Genomic DNA, 16,819 nt, shown 5'->3' on the forward strand with positions numbered 1-16,819 from the left:
AATCTTGCAACGGTGGGGGGTGGGGCTTAGTTGTTGGTTAGCGTACTTCGTAGGTGAAGCTTCCCTCGCCGGTTGTCACCTTACCGGTAAGTGGATTGGTAATTTTGACCTCGGTTTCCAGCGTATGCCGACCACTACGGTGCGTTATCCGACTGAAGTCAGCAGTTCCATCATCCCGAATTTCTAGAACCTTGCCGTCAACCATCAGCACCACGTTCTCTGGGTCGAGGTTGGAAGAATAGCTACCGACGTAGACTTTGGCTTGGAGTGGCTCGCCCGGGGAAACTAGAGAAGCTTTAGCGCTAAATACTGGAAAGAAACCCATATCACAAGTTATGATTCTCCCGGTCATCAGGGATAACATATCCTGCAAAATGCCAAACTGCGTGTGTAATAATTCGATGTACACTAGATCGATGGCGGTCTGCTTTAAGAGGTTAGCATGATGTCTTTGCTGCGCAAGCGGCTTCGTCAAAAAATTCTTACGCAACCACGTAATTCTGGTGATGACATCCTCTTCCTTTAAGTTGAAATTTGTGGCTTCGGAGTGCAATAATGCGCTGGACTTGTCTAATAACTTTTGATTAGCATTCCCCGCTGCGTAATAAATAAGGTCATCTCTATCCAGGCTACCCACAAAGGAACAAATGAGGTCAGTAGCATAATCGCCGCTTTGAGCATCGGCATAATCGTTCCGCCCCTGCTCCGCAACTAGGAACAGCTCAAGTAACGGATGAAACCTTTCTTTGGAGTCGTCCTGCAACATTATTTGTGTCTCGCGCCGCAGATTCTCAATGGCTTGGTGGTAATGCTCAATCGTTTGCGTGTGCGTTTTTGTCGTTGCGTTCACAAAGTCTTCGGCTTGGCGGTCCAACTCACTGAAGTGGTACGTGGTAGCCATAGTCCCAAGTAGCAAGGCAGCGAGAAACAGAAGGATCGTATAGGTGGCGGATCTGGACATATCAATATGATTGGGATAGAAACCCTTTTTAACCACAAAAAATGTCTTAACTCTAACATTTAACGTGCATCCATACATTGACTTAAACCCTCTGTACAATTCAAAGCACCAACAAATTACACCCCCGCACGTCACTAGCGTCCATCCGCCCCAGCACCTCGAACGAGCCATCCGCGTGCACCCGCCCCAAATCATCCGTCGCGATGAAGCTAATCGTATCGAGATTGGCCAGGTCGGTGACGTTGAGCGCCCCGTTGCGACCGCAGGGTAAATTAGTGAGCGGATCGGTTACGTCACGGACGGTAACCCGCATGGTTGGGGCGGGCAAGAACACACCGTCCGCCGGTGCGTAGGCCTGGCTGAGCAGCTCGGTCATGCCGTATTCGGAATGTATTTGCGAAACCCGAAAAGCCCGGCGGAGCGTACCGTGCAGCGCCCCGCGCGTCATCTCCTTCCGGCGGCCCTTCATGCCACCGGTTTCCATGATGATGGTGTTACTAAGGGCTTGCGGAAATTCGTCGGCCAAATCGAGTAACGCGAAGCTGACGCCAATGAGGAGGGTAGGCAGCTCGGCACCCGCCAAAGACTTCAGTTTTTTGGCGAGCCCGGCCAGGTCGTCCAGAAAGAAACCGGAATCCGGGTGGCCGGACTGGCGGATAAAGTCATCCGCCATAAAGACGAGGCTGGAGCCGGTTCTTTCGAGGTAAGCCGGGAGAAGGGCCAGCACGGCGCGGCCCCGCAGCGGTCCGTACTGCCGTTCAAAAGTATGGCGAGCGTTCTGACGGTACCAGTCTTCATCGCGCAGGGGGTGGCGGCTGGTACTGGCGCCGGTCGTACCGCTGCTGGTGAAAACGCGGGCGGGCGTCCAACCGGGGCCGGTCACGAGCGAATGGGTTTTGAACAAACTGATGGGCAGGTGGGGAATCTCGGTCGGGCCGGTGACGGAGGCGGGGTCGCAGCGCAACAAATCGAGGTAGCGGGCGTAAATAGTGTTGTGCCGCGCCTGGTAACGAAAGACCGCGAGGGCTACGGAAGCGAAAGTATCCGGGGCCACCGCACGAATTCGCGCTCGCAATCGGTCGCGTTCCGCGGCGGGGTTTGTATGTTGGGTGTTCGTTGGCACGTCCCCCGCTTAACGCTCGAGCTGCTAAAAAGTCGGTACGCCACGCTACCCTATTTATGGTTTCTTACGTTCAAACCCTATGCGCAACCTCATCGCCATCCTCTGCTCCCTTCCCATCTTCCTGGCATCCTGCGTGGATGCGCCCGAATACCCCGTGGAGCCCGTCATTACTTTTGAGGGCGTCAACAAGGACCGGGTCTTTCAGGACGGCATTGGTATAATCGACAGCATTGAAATTCAGTTCAGTTTCACCGACGGCGACGGTGATTTGAGCGACCTGAATGGGGACAGCATCAATATGTTTCTCACCAACAGTCAGTTGGGCATACCACAGGCCTTTGCCATCCCGACCATCACGAAAGAGGGAACGGGCAACGGCATCAGCGGTGACATCTTCATCACGGTGGCCAATACTACCGGGATCTGCTGTATTTTCGATCGCGTCGCCTGCGCCTCGGACCCGCGCTTCCCGGTGGATACTTTCTCGTACGCCATCCAGATTCAGGACCGGGCGGGAAACCGGAGTAATAAAATTCAAACTTCGGTCATCGAGATCATCTGTTTACGGCCGTAGGTAATGAGCCTCGTGGTGGATGCGCGGGGTAGAGAACGTTTATATTATCGGCGGTTCCAAACTTAAGCAAGCCCTTCGTACTTTAGCTAGCATGAAGCAAATTTTTACCTCGTTCCTTTTTCTTCTTGCCTTTCAGCTTTCCGCGCAGACTTACGTTAACGTGGAGCCGCAGGAAGGATCGTTGGCAAGCATACTCCAAATTTTTCTGATGCGTCAGTTTGAGTATGACGTCCAAAATTACAAGGTCACTTACAACACAACGGATGTGTTTGGGGATTCGACGGTGGCCAGTGGCCTACTCTGCATTCCTACCAACCGCGCTAATACTTACCCCCTCGGTGTTTACAGCCACGGGACGGTGGACAACCGCGAAGCGGTTCCCAGCAGAACCGGCGTTTTAGAGCGCTTACTTCCTCAGGGAATGGCCGCCACCGGAATCATTACCGTTGCCCCCGATTACTTAGGTTTAGGAGACAACCAAGGCATCCACCCGTACGTCCACGCCGATTCGGAGGCCAGCGCCGGTCGGGATCTTCTGCTCGCCGCTCGTCAGTGGATGGATGAGCAGAACATCAGTTACAACGACCAGCTTTTCCTTACCGGGTACAGTCAGGGAGGTCACGCCACCCAGGCGCTGCACCGTGACATACAAACTAACCCTGGGGAAGACGGTTTCGTCGTTACCGCCGCCACGCATAATTCAGGCCCCTACTCCATTTCCGACGTGATGCGCGAGACGCTTTTCGCCGAAGGTCAAGCCACGCTGCCGGGCTACATTGTGTACACCTACATCGCTTACGACTACGTGTACGATCTCTTCGACGACTTTAGCGAAATCTTTGAGGACAAGTACATCCCTAATATCGACTCCTTTGCTACCGGCCAGATTCAGCTCGGCCGATTCAATGCGCGGCTCGAACAGCAATTGCGTGAAGATACCGCCTCCCTCTCCGACCTGATCCGCGAGCCGATCCTAACACAGTTACGTACGGATGATCCTACTTCACCTACGGTCATAGCGCTTCAGGACAACGATACCTACGACTGGGCGCCGGAAGCGCCTACCGTAATTTATTACTGTACGGCCGACGAACAAGTCCCCTTCAGAAATGCAATCTTGGCGGATTCTGTCATGCGGGCTAATGGCTCGACCAGCGTCAGGTTAGAATCCGGCGGGCCGATAACGCACAGAAGCTGTGCTACGCCGGCATTTACGCGATCGCTCAACTTCTTCCTACAATACATCGATGTTCAGTTGGTCAGCCTCGGTGAGTTGACTGAGCGTACTAACATATCCATTAGCCCCAACCCTGTCCGTGCGGGTGAGGTGGTTAACATTCAAGGATTGTCCAATCAGGCGCTGGATTACATTATCTATGACATTAACGGCCGGGTGACCGGACGCGGAATTACCGCCGGTAACAGTCGGGTTGACTTACCCAACAATATCTCGGCCGGCGTGCAAATACTGCGCGTTGCGACGGGGGATGGCCGTTCCGTAGTTCGTCGTTTCGTAGTAAAGTAGTAACAAATAATTTGTCGCAAACCAACATCCGAACCCTACCACCCAACAGTATGGAACCAGCCGAACGCACCGAGCCGAAGGAACAACCCAAGGCGGCCACTGAGGAATTGACGAGCAAAGTCAAAGATACCTACGAGTGGTGGAATAACCTGGCGACGATCAACGCCGAGGATCCGTTCTTGGTAGGGGCGATGAAAATCGGTGTGCGCCTCATCGGCATCCTCATCTTACTGGCGCTTTCACCACTCATCCTCCTGGGTTTAATGCTGGGTTTCCTGGCCGCGGCGTAATGATCAGGGCAATACGACCGGTATTCTGGGCTTGCTTGGCCCTCTTCCTAGTGCATCAGCTTCTCCAGAAAGGGTTCTCCATCGACGTGCCCTTCGTTCACGCGTACCTAGATCCCCTCCTTAGTATCCCCATCATGCTGGGCCTGCTGAGCGTGGAGCGCAATTGGTTATTCGACCGGAAGCGCCTGACGGTGCTGGATACGGTAATTTCCACGGTCGTGCTGGCGGTAGTTTTCGAGGTTTTCTTTCCGCGTTGGTCGGAGGCATTTACTTATGATCCGTGGGATTTTCTCGCATACGCGCTGGGCGGGCTGCTTTTTTGGTTCTTCGTGAATCCGCGCACGACCAGGGAAACGACCTAACTTAATGTCACTGCATTGGCTGGTCGAGCACCGTGCCGGCGGGCAAGAATATTCCCCGCCCGGTGTTGGGGCTGAGGTCGATAATCTGGACGAGTGCCTTTGCGGCCGTCAGAACACCCACCGGGGCGGGGGAAGTGATAGTGATTCCCTCGGGAGAAATATCGAGCAAGTAAGCCTCGTCGGGGAGCATCAGTTCTTCGTCGACGTAAGTGGTTAGGGGGATATTCCCATAACCCTTGCTCTTCAGGTAGTCCACGGCACCGGCGTCCGCGCCCGAAAGATCGTACTTAGCGGCGGGGTCGATCCAGAGATAGCCTTCGCGGCCACTCATCTCGAAGGGCAGTGGGTCGAGGGGCAGGGCGTTCAGCGGGGCCATTGCGGGGGGCGGGGGCGCACCGTCGCCACAGGCAAAACAGGATACGGCGAGGAGAACGAAAAGCAGCGAACGCATGGAAGATAATTGAAGGCACAAGATACGCTACCTTCGCCCGGGCCATGCTGAAGTACCTTCTCCCCACCCTCCTCTTTTTCGCCTGCCAGGTCGACCGCGACCGCCCCGTTTTGCAGCAGTCTTTTCGCATGGAAGCGCCCCTTCCACCCGCGCCCGTCTACGATTACGATACGACGCAGTGGACGGAGATGACCGACCTCGACCCGACCATCCTGCTCGACCTGCGCTACGCGACGGAAAATAACTTTATGAAACAGCAAGTTTACGACTGTGGCCGCTGCTTTTACCGCAAGGAGGTAGCTCGGGCGCTGGCGCGGGTGCAGGGTACATTAAAAGCGCAGGGGTTGGGCCTGAAAATGTACGACTGCTACCGACCGGCCCCTTACCAGCAACGGTTGTGGGACATCCTCCCCGACGCCCGCTACGTCGCCCGACCCAGCCGCGGTAGCCTCCACAGCCGGGGCGCGGCGGCCGACCTGACGATCGTCACGCTGGCTACCGGGGAAGAACTGGACATGGGGACGACCTATGACTTTTTTGGTGAAGCGGCTTACACCACCACCACCGATCTACCGGCGGACGTGCTCGCTAACCGGGCGCTTTTTCAGGCGGCCATGCGGGCGGAAGGGTTCGGGACGATTCGGACGGAGTGGTGGCACTTTAATTTTTTGGGGGCTCGGTTGGGGTTGGCGGACTGGGTTTGGTCGTGTGAGTAATTCGCTCAGCGATAGGTCGCGGGCCTCTGGCCCGAATGTCTGTGCGGTAGCTTCGTTTGGCTGCCGCCGTTCCATTCGGGCCGGACCGACGCAGTTAGCAGCGTAGCTAACCCCTCGACCTAGTTGTAGTGTGGCGGCGTGATTTAGCTACCGCCGTTTCCCGATCCCGATAGCTATCGGGATCGGGATCGGGTTGGAGGCCCTCGACCTAGTGTCGGGTGGCGGCGTAATTTTTGGGACCATTCGAACGGAGTGGCAATATTTTAATTTTTTGGGGCGCGGTTCGAGTTGGCGGATTGGGTTTGGGCGTGTGGGTAATTCGCTTAGAGAATAGGTCGAGGGCCTCTGGCCCGAATGTCTGTGCGGTAGCTTCGTTTAGCTACCGCCGTTCCATTCGGGCCGGACCGACGCAGTCAGCAGCGTAGCTAACCCCTCGACCTATTTGTAGTGTGGCGGCGTGATTTAGCCGCCGCCATTTCCCGATCCCGATAGCTATCGGGATCGGGATCGGGCTGCAAGCCCTCAACCTTTGCCCCCCCTTTCTGCAGCAATGCTCGGTCGAATTTGCTGCGCCCGCTGAAATTGTGCCTGCCCTTCCGCCCGCCGCCCGGCGTTATATAATGCCATCCCGTAATTCCACACCGCGTCCGCATCGTTCGGTCGAACGGCTACGGCCCGCTCGAAGTAGCCGACGGCTTCGTCCGTTTTTCCGGACACGCCGGACGCTACGCCCAGTAGGCGCAACAGCTCGTAGTCCAGCGGCCGCAAGGCCTCGGCGCGGCGCAGGTAAGTAAACGCCCCCGCGACGTCACCGCGGTCTTCGCCAGCCGTTCGGCCAGCGGTGATTAAGGCGGTGAACAGATTATCGAGGGCTGGCTGGTAGTTGGGGCTTAGTACGAGGGCGGCATCGTAATCGGTGATGGCGGCGTCGTAGTTTTCCTGCAGTAACCGGGCGTTGCCCCGGAGTAAAAAAGCGTTGCGGTAGGTGGGGTGGATTTCGAGGGCGCGGTCGAGGTCGGCGATGGCGTCGGTAAGTAGCTGCAGCTGGGCGGGGCGGGCGTCTGTGGGGAACGATTGGTATTTATCCACCCGGGCACCGCCGGCGGCGTTGCGGAGTTTGGCGGAGTTGGGTTGCTTCTCAACGTCGGTGGTGAACAGCACGTAATTATCCTTCCAGTCGGGGTTACGGAGAATGGTCAGGACGGAAAAGACGGTGATGATGGCCACGCCGAGGTACAGCGCGGGCCGGCCGATCTTTTTGGACAGCGCAAATAGCAAATAGCCAACCACCAGCGCCCAGCCGAGGCTCGGGAAAAAGAGAAAGCGCTCCGAAAGCAGCGTCCCCACCGGAAAGAGAATGTTGCTGGCCACCGAAATGCCCGCCAGGTAGATGATGATCCCAAGTGCGGCGAGCCGGTACGTCTTGAGTTTCAACACCGCAAAGACGCCTAAACCAACGTGCGAAATTAGTCCGGCCCACGGGCCAACGTCCGACCAGCGCCGCAACGGAATGGCCGTCGGGTAGTAATCGTGCACGAGGTTGACGGGCAGGAAAATCAGCCCCAGGTAGTTAAGTAAAGTCGAAAACCCGGTCGCCACGCGGACGGAGCCGGGGACTTCGCGCCACACCTGGCCCGTCCACTCCACGAACGGATTGTTCATCAGTTCCAGATTCGGTTGGTCACCTGCCTCGGGCAAAATGGCACTGCGGATAGCGACGTAAGCCAGCGCCGCGATGAGAGCTGGCACGTAATATTTCAACTTAGCCCAGGGAAGCGCTCGGTCCGGTGCGGCCCGGCTATCGTCCGCTTTCGGCAAGGCCAGCACGACTACCGGAATAACGGCGAGGAACGTAAAAGCCGTCTCTTTAGCCAAACAGGCCAGACCAAGCAACCCGGCACCCGCGACCGCGCCCAACCAGCGCTCGTCCCACGCCGCCCGCCAGACGGTCCAGGTAGCGGCGACGGCGAAAAACAGGGCCATAATCTCGTCGCGGCCCTTGATGTTAGCGACGGCTTCGGTGTGGATGGGGTGCGCCGCAAAGAGGCCGGTAATCAACAGCGGTAGCCACCAAGCGTAGCCGCGATTTTTGAGTAGGTCAGTGAGAAAGTAGACCAGTAACACCAGCAGACCGCCGTACCAGACGACGTTAAAAAAGTGCCCGATAAAAGGGCCCTCACTAATGGATTGCTCAACGGCAAACAGCACCAACGTCAGGGGCCGGTAGCGGCCGCCGGCAACGAGGTTGGCTTTGGATTCATCCTCGAAAAACCCGTAGAAAGTATCGTGGGTAAAAATATCGCCGATGCCCGCCCACCCCCGCTGCACGAGTGCGTTATCGGTGATGACGATAGCGTCGTCGACGGCAAAATCGTGGCCGAGCGTATTGCCGTAGAGAAGGAAGGAGAAAAGAAAAAAGAATAGGGCCTGGTAGTGCACTGATTGATACCAAGGCTTAGTGCTGACCGGGCCAATTTTATTTTTTGGCTCGGAAGCAGGTGCCGGGTTTGCGGCAGCGGAGCGGGATTTTTGGGGCGACTTACGGGCCATGACGCGAAGATAGCTTTCCGGGGCAGGAACCGTCCGTGCTCGGTTTACGTTAGGCTTGCTTACCCCAAAACTCTCCAGCCCATGCCCCTGATTCTCATTACCAACGACGACGGCATCACCGCCGGCGGCATCCGCGAACTCGTGTCCATCGCCCTTAAATACGGCGAAGTTCTCGTGGTGGCGCCCGACAGCCCGCAATCCGCGCAGGGGCACGCAATCACGATCGAGTCGCCCCTGTTCGTACGGGAGTCGAGCGTTTTCGGTGAGGGCGTGAAGGCGTACGAATGCAGTGGCACGCCCGTGGATTGCGTAAAAATTGCCAAAAGCGTCTTGCTCGACGGGCGGGTGCCCGACATCTGCGTCTCCGGCATCAACCACGGTAGCAACGCGGCGGTGAATATTCTTTATTCCGGGACGATGTCGGCGGCCATGGAGGCCAGCCTGGAGGGCGTACCCAGCGTCGGGTTCAGCTTCCTCGATTACCGCGCGGACGCCGACTTTTCGGTCTGCCGCCCCTACGTCGAGCGCATCATCGAGCACGTGCTGGAGAACGGCATGGAAGAAGGTAATCTGTACAACGTCAACATCCCGAACCTGCCCGCGGAGCAGATCAAGGGCATCAAGATCTGCCGCCAGGCCGACGCGCGCTGGGTGGAAGAATACCGCGCCGGGGAAGACCCGCGGGGTCGGCCTTACTACTGGCTGTCGGGCAACTTCGTCAACAACGACGAACGGGAGGATGCGGACGCTAATGCGCTGCAGGCCGGGTACGTCAGTCTGGTACCGAGCCAGCACGACCTGACTAATTACGCCAGTTTGGCACGGCTGCAGGGGATGGAGGGGGAGTTTGCTACTGCGGGTGGTGGCACCATCGCAAATACTGGCGTTGCGGGGAAGCAGCGGTTGGAGCAGTTTTGAGGGGTAGATCTCTTCCCCCATTTATTTTGAGTTCTTTTCACTTTAAAAAACGCGTCTTCAGAAGAGTAGAAAATTTACGGAATCAGGCCATATGATTTGATTAATAAATCATCGTTCCGTTATCAGCTCGGCCTTATTTCTCCTGCATAATTACCCCTTTGTTGGAAAGCACCGGGAGGGAAACAGCACCATAACCAATATCTGTATTGACCTTGCTGAAATTATTAGATATCGATCTTAGATCAGCCCTGGAGGGGCGTCTCTCGTAGCGTGGGGTGCAGCTCCACGTTTTCGTTATTTAAAATCAGTAATTTCTAAACCAAAGAAAAACAACCCGCACCCAAACGTATATTTACGCCTCCACCCACCCCACCCCATGAAACGCACCTGCCCCGAATGCGGCGACGAATACACCGGCCGCTCCGACAAAAAGTTTTGTTCGAGCCCCTGCCGCGCCGCGTTTCACAACCGGAAGAACGCCGAGGACAACACCTTCCAGCGCAGCGTGAACAACATCTTACGCCACAATCGGAACGTGCTGGCGGAGCTGAACCCCGACGGGAAATCCAACGTGCGTAAAGACCGACTGATCGACCGGGGCTTCAAATTCCGCTACTTCACTAACCAATACCGGACGCGCAACAACAAGCTTTACCATTTTTGCTACGACTACGGCTACCGGGTGGAGGATGACGACAGCGAGTGGGTGTTTTTAATCAAGCGGCAGGAATACGTGGAGTAAACGCACGTTAAGTTTTTGGGCCACGAAGGCACAGAAACACAAAACAAACCCCCAGACGGCTAAACCGCGCTTCCCCGCATGATTTCCAGATACGATCATCTTCTCGTCGGCCTGCTCGCCGCGTTCGTCGTCGCTACGCTTGGCTTTGCCGTGAGTACGCAGGCGGTTGAGTTTGCCAACCAGCTCTTCGACCTGACGATGGATTTTCGGCAACGCTCCCTGGCCCTGATCGGGATTTGCCTCAACGTGCTGCCGCTGAATTATTTCCAGGCGCGCTACTGGAACAAGAGCCTGCGGGGCCTGGTGATCGGGACGTTCCTGCTCGCCATGGCCTGGTTTTTTAATTACGGCCAGGATTTATTAGATGGCTCGGCCGGCTACTAACTATTTCACCGCCCGCAAGCCGAGTAGCCACCGTTTGGCAGTAAAGCATTCGCTCCACCAAGTCACCAATTTCCCCACCATTGTCCACCCCCATTCCCACTTACCGCCGCTGGCTGAGCCACCTGACCGAGCAAGTCCTGGAGACGGCTTCTTCGGAATACAATAAATTTTTGCAGGTCAGCCTCGTCGGTGGGCGGCTACAACTGGTGGCCGAGGATGCCATCTACAGTTTCGGGGACTACTACATGAATTTCCGAAAGACTTTCGAGCGGATCGAGTTCGACCTGCTCCCGGAGCGGGCTTCGGTGCTGGTCCTGGGGCTCGGCCTGGGTAGCATTCCGGAATTGCTGGAAAAGCACCAGTACCTGACCTACGACTACGTGGCCGTAGAGATCGACCCCGTGATCATCGAGTTGGCCGCCGACTACAGTTTGCCGGCCCTGGATTCTCCCGTGGAAGTCGTGCAGGCGGACGCGTTTGCCTTCCTACAAATCGACGTGCGGACCTTCGATCTGGTCTGCGTGGACGTATTTCAGGACGCGACCGTCCCGGCACACATCCTCACCGACGACTTCCTGCACCTCCTGCGGGAGAGCCTGAACCCCGGCGGCTTACTGATTTATAATCGGCTGGCGGACACCCCGGCGCACCGGGAAGAAGCCCGATTGTTCTACGATGGGCCCTTCAAGTCGGTCTTCCCCGATGCCACGGTGGTGGACACGGGCGGGAATCTCATGCTGGTCAGCGAAAGCCGATTTGTTTGAGCAACTTTTTGCGGATCCACTTTCCTTTAGCTTGAGATTCTAGTTTTGTCGGGTGCTAAAATATTAGATAATCTCTCCACAATCGACCACATTCCGGTTTTAACTTAGCCGCTTCTACGTTTGCTACACCATTGTTCCCTTTACTAAATATGCCCCGCCCCACCCTAAGCTCTCGCCTGACCTACGCCCGCCGTCGCCAACCCGCGCGCCAAGCTTTTTTGCGGGAGATATGGCAAAAACCCCGCTCCCTCCGCTGGGCGTCCGAAGTCCTTTTCGCCGGGCTGGATTTGTGCTACGTGACCGATCTTTACGAGGCCGCCGCAACTTTCTTTGCGCCCGCCGCCCGCCCGCTCAGCACCCGCGAACGCGCCCTCCTCTACCCCTATTTTGGCGATACGCTCCCCTGGGACCTGATCCTAATTGACGAACGCGCCTGGGCCGGGCCGCGCTTCGGTCGCTTTTGCTACGTCAGCTTTCACACGATCAACAGCTGGGGGCCGATGGGGGACCACACGCTCGTTCACGAGGTCGTCCACGTTTGGCAGTACACGCACCGCGGGGCAGCCTACATTCCCCGCGCGCTCTACGCACAGACGACCGAGTTGGGATACAATTATGGCGGCCTGACCCCACTCCGGAACGGTCTTAGGTTAGAAGATTTCAACTACGAGCAGCAGGCCGACATTATCGAGGATGCCTTCCGGCTGGCGAATGGCTACCAGGCGCAGTGGGTGCCGGGTCGCGGGGCGGAAATCTTGCCATTTTACCAACCCTACCTCGCCGAGGTTCGCGCCGCTACCTTTACGCCATGCTGAGCATCTGCGTTCCGAGCTACGAATACGACGTCGCGCCACTCGTCCTAAACTTGCGGACGCAGATGGCCCGGCTCGACGTGCCGTGCGAACTGTTGGTGTACGATGATGCGAGCCCGCGGGTGCCGGGTTGGTGGGAAGAAAGAGCAAAGCTGACGGGGCCGGGGATCGAGTTGAAACGCCTCCCCCAAAATCTCGGCCGCGCCGCCATCCGTAACCGACTCGTCCGTGATGCCCGGTATCCCAACGTGCTACTCCTGGACGCCGACGGATGGCCGGGCGATCATTTCCTCCAGAACTACCTCCGGGCCGTACGTGACCACCGGACGGCGCAAAACCTACTCCTAATCGGCGGCCGCACCTACGCCCCCAGCCCCCCCGCCGACCCGGATTTGCACCTGCACTGGTGGTACGGCCACCGGCGGGAAAGCACCGGCCACGCCCACCGGCGTGACCCCTTTGCCGGATTTCAATCCAACAACTTCCTCGCCTCCCGTCAACTTCTTTTGGACCACTCCTTCCCCGAAACCGCCGTCGGCTACGGCCACGAAGACACCCTCTGGGGCCAGCAACTCCGCGACCAGGACATCACGCTGGCCCGCATCGACAATCCGGTAATCCACCTCGGTCTCGAACCCGCCAATACTTTCCTGAGCAAACAGCACCAGGCGATCGATAATTTAGTCCGACTGCGGGTAGCTCACCCGTTTCTCACCACCAGCTTAACCCGGCTTACCGACCGCGCGCCCTTCGCGCCATTTCTCGCCCGACTGTTACCGGAGCGCTGGCTCGTGCGGTACCTGACGGGGCGGCCCCGACCGAATCTGCGGGCACTGGATATCCTAAAGCTTAGTTGGTATAACAGTGGACGCCCTGCGTGAGTGCGGGCGCGGCAACCACGAAGCGTAAGAAAAATATCGGTTTGTCTTGCGCGCGGGATGGTTAGCACACGCCATTAGCGCAGCTAGTTAAACCGGTAAGCGCGCGAAGAACGTCGTTGAATCACCCTCGTTACCGCCGCCACAAACTGTCCAGGAACCACTCTTTTTCGTCCTCGAAGTTCTTTACGAAATGAAACCCAGAGTCCTCCGCTAACTGTTTGATTTCGCTCCGGCTGTATTTCTGACTAATTTCTACCCCGATGGCTTCGAAGGGCTCGAACTCGATTGTCTCTTCCAGGTCGGCAATCTTTACGGTTTGCCGGCCCTGCGCGACGATGAAACTACGCGCGGCGCCACTTATCGGGTCGTAAGTTTCCCAGTGTTGCCAGTTCTTGAGGTCGAAGTCCGCCCCCAGTTCCCGGTTGATGCGGGCCAATAGGTTTAGGTTAAAGGCGGCCGTGTGACCGGTCTGATCATTATAGGCGGCCAGAACCTTGGCGGGCGATTTTTTGAGATCGAATCCCGTCAGCAGGAGATCGCCCGGGCGCATAAATTTTCCCACCCGCTGCAAGAAGACGGCAGCGTCTTCGGGAGAGAAGTTGCCTACGTTAGCCCCCGGAAAAAGCACCAGGCGACGTCTTCCGGACCGCCCCGAGCCAATGCGGTCAAGGGCGGCGAAGTAGTCACCCTGAACGGGCAAAAAGGGCAGCAGCGGCCAGCGGCGAGTGATCAGGTCCCCCAGAATATCAATGGCGTGGGCGCTGATGTCGATCGGGCGATAGGCAAACTCCGCCCGTGCGGCGATGAAGTGCTCGATGAGGTGCTGGGTCTTGGAGCCGTCGCCGGCCCCCAGCTCGATCAGGTCGAAAGGTTGGCCTTCCAGCAGGGCGTGCAGCTCGGGCGCGCACTTTTGGAAGATCTCGCGCTCGCAATCCGTCAGGTAATATTCCGGCATGGCCATGATTTCCCGAAAAAGCTCGTCGCCCCTTTCGTCGTAGAACCACTTGCTGGAAAGCTGCTTCGGCCGGGCGCGCAGTCCGGATATGATCTCTTTGGCGAAAATGGGTTGTTCCAGGTTACTCATCAGGTTATTTTTCGGTCAGCGGGCTAGTGGGGTCAAATTTACGATAAGCCATCCCAAGCTAAGCGAATCCCCGTGAATTGCCAACGTTTGTCCGTCGGAAAAAAATTACGGTAGGTCGGTCGCGCGTGGCTCTGCGGCGTGGCGCAACTCCCACCCCGGAGCACCATTTGGTTAACCATAAACTTACCGTTGTACTCACCGAGCGCGCCCGCGGGCCGGGGGTAGCGGGGGTACGGTAAGTAGGCGGAATTGGTCCATTCCCAGGTGTCGCCGAGGAAGTTTTCCGTGGGGTCGTTTTGTCCCGATTTAATCGGGCGTGCGGGTTCGGGGTGAAAGGAGCCACGTTCTACCCAGTTCTGCCGGGCGCTGACGGGCGCGCCGTGCATCCGTTGGGCTACTTCCCACTCGAATTCGGTGGGTAATCGGGCACCGGCCCACCGAGCGTAAGCGTCGGCTTCGTACCAGCTAACGTGCGTAACGGGTAGGTCAGCTCGGAGACCCCGTAAGCCGCCGTCCAGTAAATACTCACACCACGACTCATTCTTTTTTACCCAGTAGAGCGGGGCCTTTACGTCTAAGTTCCGCGCCCACTCGATGCCTTCCATCTGCCAAAACTCAAACCGTTCGTAGCCACCGTCTTCCATGAAGGCCAGATACTCTCCGTTGGTGACCGTCCGGGAAGCGATGCGAAAGTCTTCCAGCAACACCCGGTGAGCACCCCGCTCGTTGTCCCAGTGGAAGTCGTCGCCCCGGTGGCCGATCTCGTAAATACCTTCCGGGACGGGAAGCTGCCTTGTTACCGTCGATCCAGTAAGCACTGCACTCCCGGTCCCGATAGCTATCGGGACCGCGCCCGCGTTCGTATTCTTACGCTTTTGATACACGGGATAGTAAGGATTCGTACCAAGGATGTACTTGATGTCCGTCAGCAGCAGTTCCTGGTGTTGCTGTTCGTGGTTCAGCCCCAACTCCACTAACGATTCGATTTCAGCTAGGTCCTGATGGGTGCTGGCGAGCAGACGCGCTATTTTTTTATCGACGTGCTGGCGGTATTCGAGCACCCGACTCAGCGCCGGACGCGTCATGTTTCCGCGGCTCGAGCGCGTAATTCGCGGCCCCTGGCTTTCGTAATAACTGTTGAAAAACCAGTTTAGCCGCTCGTCGAAACGCGAATAGCCTTCCACAAACTCCGCCAGAATGAAATTCTCGAAGAACCAAGAACTGTGGCCCAGGTGCCACTTTGGCGGGCTGACGTCCGGGTGCGGCTGGACGACGTAGTCTTCCGGTTCCAGCGGCGCACAAAGCGCCAGCGACTGGTCACGAACGAACGTAAAATGCTCGGCCAACACGTAGTCAGCCGTTGGTCGTTTGGTCATTTTAGCTATGCTTGACGGACCTTGACACCCTTCCAGAACGCAATGTGGCCGGCGATTTTCTCTGCTTTGGGGTAAGGCTCGCGGTAAACCCAGGCCGCATCCGAGTTGACGTCCTCACCGACGACTACATCGTAGTAGCCGCAGTCTCCCTTCCACCCGCAAAAGCTGGTGGTATCGCTGTGGCGTAGGTGGTCACCTTTCACGCTCGCCTCGGGGAAATAGTGGTTGCCTTCGACGATAACGGTCGTTTCGCTCTCCGCGATCACCGTTCCGTTCCAAATGGCCTGCATCATGGTTGATTTGTTTTGGGGCTTGGATAACGCAGGTAAGGAAATTTTGGTTGTGGCGCGGGCGGTGGCGATTCTGGTAGTTGGTAAGTGCCCCGTTGGCGATTTCCTCTCGTGGCAAATCATACCACTCTTCACCCGGCCGACGGAATCCGTAAATTACCCAACGCACGAAGCCCAACCGTAGAGTACGATTGGGCTGCGTGCACCAAAAAAGATTGGAAGGGCGCTGCTTACTTAACGCGGCGCTCCTTGATGCGTGCCTTCTTACCAACGCGGTCCCGTAGGTAAAACAAGCGGCTGCGGCGGACTTTACCGTTCTTGACGATCTTGACCGTGTCGATGCTCGGGGACATCAGCGGGAAAATACGCTCGACGCCGATCCCGTTGGAGATCTTACGGACGGTAAAGGTCTTCGTGGAGCCTTCGCCCTTAATTTGGATCACGTCACCACGGAACTGCTGGATACGGGACTTTTCTCCCTCCGTAATACGGTAGTCGACAATAACGGTGTCTCCGGAGCGGAAGGGCGGAAACTCCGTCTTCTTGCTCATCTGTTCGTGAATAAAGGAAATGGCGTCCATGGCGGATTGATTTTCTGGTAGTCGCTTTTTGCGGGGTGCAAAGGTACATACTTCCTTTTTGGTGAACAACAGCGGCGGCGGAAATCTTTTGCCGGTGGGACCACCACCTGTCCCGTCGTTACCTTTCGTGGGTTCAGCGTACTGGTTTTCAACACAAAAGGCACAAAAAAGAAAAGGAAGCACGTAAAGCAGGCCGCTGCTGATGAAAGACAACAAAACAAACCAGCAACGTCAACTCTTAACAATACATCACGCAATGCACTTTGTGCTTTTAGTTTTCTTATGTGTCTTATGTGTCTTGTGTGTCGAAAACGTTTGAGTTGGGTGCGCTTTTTATTTTTTGATCCATCCGCTTACGCAAGTAAACCCAAAAGCTCCGACCAACCAGCACGATACAGGACAGTGCCCGCCGCACCACGCATTATCTTACCCTCC

At 56.9% G+C, this 16,819-nt stretch carries 19 protein-coding genes; 11 read left to right on the plus strand and 8 right to left on the minus strand.

The window, feature by feature from the left end; translation table 11 throughout:
* Positions 1-37: 37 nt before the first annotated feature.
* Together GGR27_RS17720 and GGR27_RS17725 are read right to left on the minus strand one after the other, a co-directional pair.
* Positions 38-961: a hypothetical protein gene (locus tag GGR27_RS17720; protein WP_168039825.1), complete on the minus strand. Its 924-nt coding sequence runs from the start codon at positions 959-961 to the stop codon at positions 38-40.
* 100 nt (positions 962-1,061) lie between these two features.
* The gene (locus GGR27_RS17725) at positions 1,062-2,084 is read right to left on the minus strand and encodes an acyl transferase (protein WP_320060369.1); all 1,023 of its coding nucleotides are present in this window, start codon (positions 2,082-2,084) and stop codon (positions 1,062-1,064) included.
* A gap of 79 nt (positions 2,085-2,163) precedes the next feature.
* On the opposite strand from GGR27_RS17725, the gene GGR27_RS17730 reads away from it, so the two are divergent.
* The 4 genes from GGR27_RS17730 (at position 2,164) to GGR27_RS17745 (ending at position 4,835) form a co-directional block, all read left to right on the plus strand.
* On the plus strand, positions 2,164-2,658 hold the full coding sequence (locus GGR27_RS17730; protein ID WP_245184742.1) for a hypothetical protein: 495 nt from the start codon (positions 2,164-2,166) through the stop codon (positions 2,656-2,658).
* 91 nt (positions 2,659-2,749) lie between these two features.
* Complete coding sequence (locus GGR27_RS17735) at positions 2,750-4,183, plus strand: T9SS type A sorting domain-containing protein (RefSeq protein WP_168039827.1); 1,434 nt, start codon at positions 2,750-2,752, stop codon at positions 4,181-4,183.
* Positions 4,184-4,233: 50 nt separating this feature from the next.
* Complete coding sequence (locus GGR27_RS17740; RefSeq protein ID WP_168039829.1) at positions 4,234-4,473, plus strand: hypothetical protein; 240 nt, start codon at positions 4,234-4,236, stop codon at positions 4,471-4,473.
* A gap of 35 nt (positions 4,474-4,508) precedes the next feature.
* Entirely contained in the window at positions 4,509-4,835 is a 327-nt protein-coding gene (locus GGR27_RS17745) for a hypothetical protein (protein WP_209037988.1), read from the plus strand.
* 7 nt (positions 4,836-4,842) lie between these two features.
* Here GGR27_RS17745 and GGR27_RS17750 read toward each other — a convergent pair whose 3' ends face one another.
* Entirely contained in the window at positions 4,843-5,286 is a 444-nt protein-coding gene (locus GGR27_RS17750; protein ID WP_168039833.1) for a beta-N-acetylhexosaminidase family protein, read from the minus strand.
* Between the two features lie 44 nt (positions 5,287-5,330).
* Between GGR27_RS17750 and GGR27_RS17755 the strand changes: the two genes are divergently transcribed.
* Positions 5,331-6,002 (plus strand): M15 family metallopeptidase, encoded by a 672-nt coding sequence (locus GGR27_RS17755; RefSeq protein WP_245184743.1) that lies wholly within the window; start codon positions 5,331-5,333, stop codon positions 6,000-6,002.
* A 522-nt stretch (positions 6,003-6,524) separates the two neighbouring features.
* Here GGR27_RS17755 and GGR27_RS17760 read toward each other — a convergent pair.
* Entirely contained in the window at positions 6,525-8,552 is a 2,028-nt protein-coding gene (locus GGR27_RS17760; RefSeq protein ID WP_168039835.1) for a tetratricopeptide repeat protein, read from the minus strand.
* 81 nt (positions 8,553-8,633) lie between these two features.
* On the opposite strand from GGR27_RS17760, the gene surE reads away from it, so the two are divergent.
* The 6 genes from surE (at position 8,634) to GGR27_RS17790 (ending at position 13,053) form a co-directional block, all read left to right on the plus strand.
* Positions 8,634-9,470: a 5'/3'-nucleotidase SurE gene (gene surE, locus GGR27_RS17765; RefSeq protein WP_168039837.1), complete on the plus strand. Its 837-nt coding sequence runs from the start codon at positions 8,634-8,636 to the stop codon at positions 9,468-9,470.
* 376 nt (positions 9,471-9,846) lie between these two features.
* Complete coding sequence (locus GGR27_RS17770) at positions 9,847-10,212, plus strand: hypothetical protein (protein ID WP_168039839.1); 366 nt, start codon at positions 9,847-9,849, stop codon at positions 10,210-10,212.
* A 78-nt stretch (positions 10,213-10,290) separates the two neighbouring features.
* Positions 10,291-10,596 (plus strand): hypothetical protein, encoded by a 306-nt coding sequence (locus GGR27_RS17775; protein ID WP_168039841.1) that lies wholly within the window; start codon positions 10,291-10,293, stop codon positions 10,594-10,596.
* Positions 10,597-10,676: 80 nt separating this feature from the next.
* Positions 10,677-11,360, plus strand: a complete 684-nt coding sequence (locus GGR27_RS17780) for a spermidine synthase (RefSeq protein ID WP_168039843.1) — start codon at positions 10,677-10,679, stop codon at positions 11,358-11,360.
* Positions 11,361-11,509: 149 nt separating this feature from the next.
* On the plus strand, positions 11,510-12,175 hold the full coding sequence (locus GGR27_RS17785) for a hypothetical protein (protein WP_168039845.1): 666 nt from the start codon (positions 11,510-11,512) through the stop codon (positions 12,173-12,175).
* Complete coding sequence (locus GGR27_RS17790; protein ID WP_168039847.1) at positions 12,169-13,053, plus strand: glycosyltransferase family 2 protein; 885 nt, start codon at positions 12,169-12,171, stop codon at positions 13,051-13,053. The genes GGR27_RS17785 and GGR27_RS17790 overlap by 7 nt, the downstream gene beginning before the upstream one ends.
* Before the next feature lie 130 nt (positions 13,054-13,183).
* Here GGR27_RS17790 and GGR27_RS17795 read toward each other — a convergent pair whose 3' ends face one another.
* The 4 genes from GGR27_RS17795 to rplS form a co-directional block, all read right to left on the minus strand.
* Positions 13,184-14,137, minus strand: coding sequence for an L-histidine N(alpha)-methyltransferase (locus tag GGR27_RS17795; protein WP_168039849.1), 954 nt, complete (start codon positions 14,135-14,137; stop codon positions 13,184-13,186).
* A gap of 38 nt (positions 14,138-14,175) precedes the next feature.
* A complete protein-coding gene (egtB, locus tag GGR27_RS17800) occupies positions 14,176-15,513 on the minus strand; it encodes an ergothioneine biosynthesis protein EgtB (protein WP_168039851.1) in 1,338 nt (445 codons plus the stop codon).
* A gap of 5 nt (positions 15,514-15,518) precedes the next feature.
* On the minus strand, positions 15,519-15,806 hold the full coding sequence (locus GGR27_RS17805; RefSeq protein ID WP_209037989.1) for a DUF427 domain-containing protein: 288 nt from the start codon (positions 15,804-15,806) through the stop codon (positions 15,519-15,521).
* A 227-nt stretch (positions 15,807-16,033) separates the two neighbouring features.
* The gene (gene rplS, locus GGR27_RS17810) at positions 16,034-16,384 is read right to left on the minus strand and encodes a 50S ribosomal protein L19 (RefSeq protein ID WP_168039853.1); all 351 of its coding nucleotides are present in this window, start codon (positions 16,382-16,384) and stop codon (positions 16,034-16,036) included.
* Positions 16,385-16,819: the final 435 nt, after the last annotated feature.

It is taken from the genome of Neolewinella antarctica, assembly GCF_011927835.1.
GTDB classification, from domain to species: domain Bacteria; phylum Bacteroidota; class Bacteroidia; order Chitinophagales; family Saprospiraceae; genus Neolewinella; species Neolewinella antarctica.

What these genes read in the sequence shown, in the direction of transcription:
- GGR27_RS17750 (WP_168039833.1), bottom strand. Translation starts at nt 5,286, where the DNA reads ATGCGTTCGCTGCTTTTCGTTCTCCTCGCCGTATCCTGTTTTGCCTGT.
- surE (WP_168039837.1), top strand. Translation starts at nt 8,634, where the DNA reads ATGCCCCTGATTCTCATTACCAACGACGACGGCATCACCGCCGGCGGC.
- GGR27_RS17730 (WP_245184742.1), top strand. Translation starts at nt 2,164, where the DNA reads ATGCGCAACCTCATCGCCATCCTCTGCTCCCTTCCCATCTTCCTGGCA.
- GGR27_RS17755 (WP_245184743.1), top strand. Translation starts at nt 5,331, where the DNA reads ATGCTGAAGTACCTTCTCCCCACCCTCCTCTTTTTCGCCTGCCAGGTC.
- rplS (WP_168039853.1), bottom strand. Translation starts at nt 16,384, where the DNA reads ATGGACGCCATTTCCTTTATTCACGAACAGATGAGCAAGAAGACGGAG.
- egtB (WP_168039851.1), bottom strand. Translation starts at nt 15,513, where the DNA reads ATGACCAAACGACCAACGGCTGACTACGTGTTGGCCGAGCATTTTACG.
- GGR27_RS17770 (WP_168039839.1), top strand. Translation starts at nt 9,847, where the DNA reads ATGAAACGCACCTGCCCCGAATGCGGCGACGAATACACCGGCCGCTCC.
- GGR27_RS17805 (WP_209037989.1), bottom strand. Translation starts at nt 15,806, where the DNA reads ATGATGCAGGCCATTTGGAACGGAACGGTGATCGCGGAGAGCGAAACG.
- GGR27_RS17740 (WP_168039829.1), top strand. Translation starts at nt 4,234, where the DNA reads ATGGAACCAGCCGAACGCACCGAGCCGAAGGAACAACCCAAGGCGGCC.
- GGR27_RS17785 (WP_168039845.1), top strand. Translation starts at nt 11,510, where the DNA reads ATGCCCCGCCCCACCCTAAGCTCTCGCCTGACCTACGCCCGCCGTCGC.
- GGR27_RS17790 (WP_168039847.1), top strand. Translation starts at nt 12,169, where the DNA reads ATGCTGAGCATCTGCGTTCCGAGCTACGAATACGACGTCGCGCCACTC.
- GGR27_RS17760 (WP_168039835.1), bottom strand. Translation starts at nt 8,552, where the DNA reads ATGGCCCGTAAGTCGCCCCAAAAATCCCGCTCCGCTGCCGCAAACCCG.
- GGR27_RS17720 (WP_168039825.1), bottom strand. Translation starts at nt 961, where the DNA reads ATGTCCAGATCCGCCACCTATACGATCCTTCTGTTTCTCGCTGCCTTG.
- GGR27_RS17795 (WP_168039849.1), bottom strand. Translation starts at nt 14,137, where the DNA reads ATGAGTAACCTGGAACAACCCATTTTCGCCAAAGAGATCATATCCGGA.
- GGR27_RS17775 (WP_168039841.1), top strand. Translation starts at nt 10,291, where the DNA reads ATGATTTCCAGATACGATCATCTTCTCGTCGGCCTGCTCGCCGCGTTC.
- GGR27_RS17735 (WP_168039827.1), top strand. Translation starts at nt 2,750, where the DNA reads ATGAAGCAAATTTTTACCTCGTTCCTTTTTCTTCTTGCCTTTCAGCTT.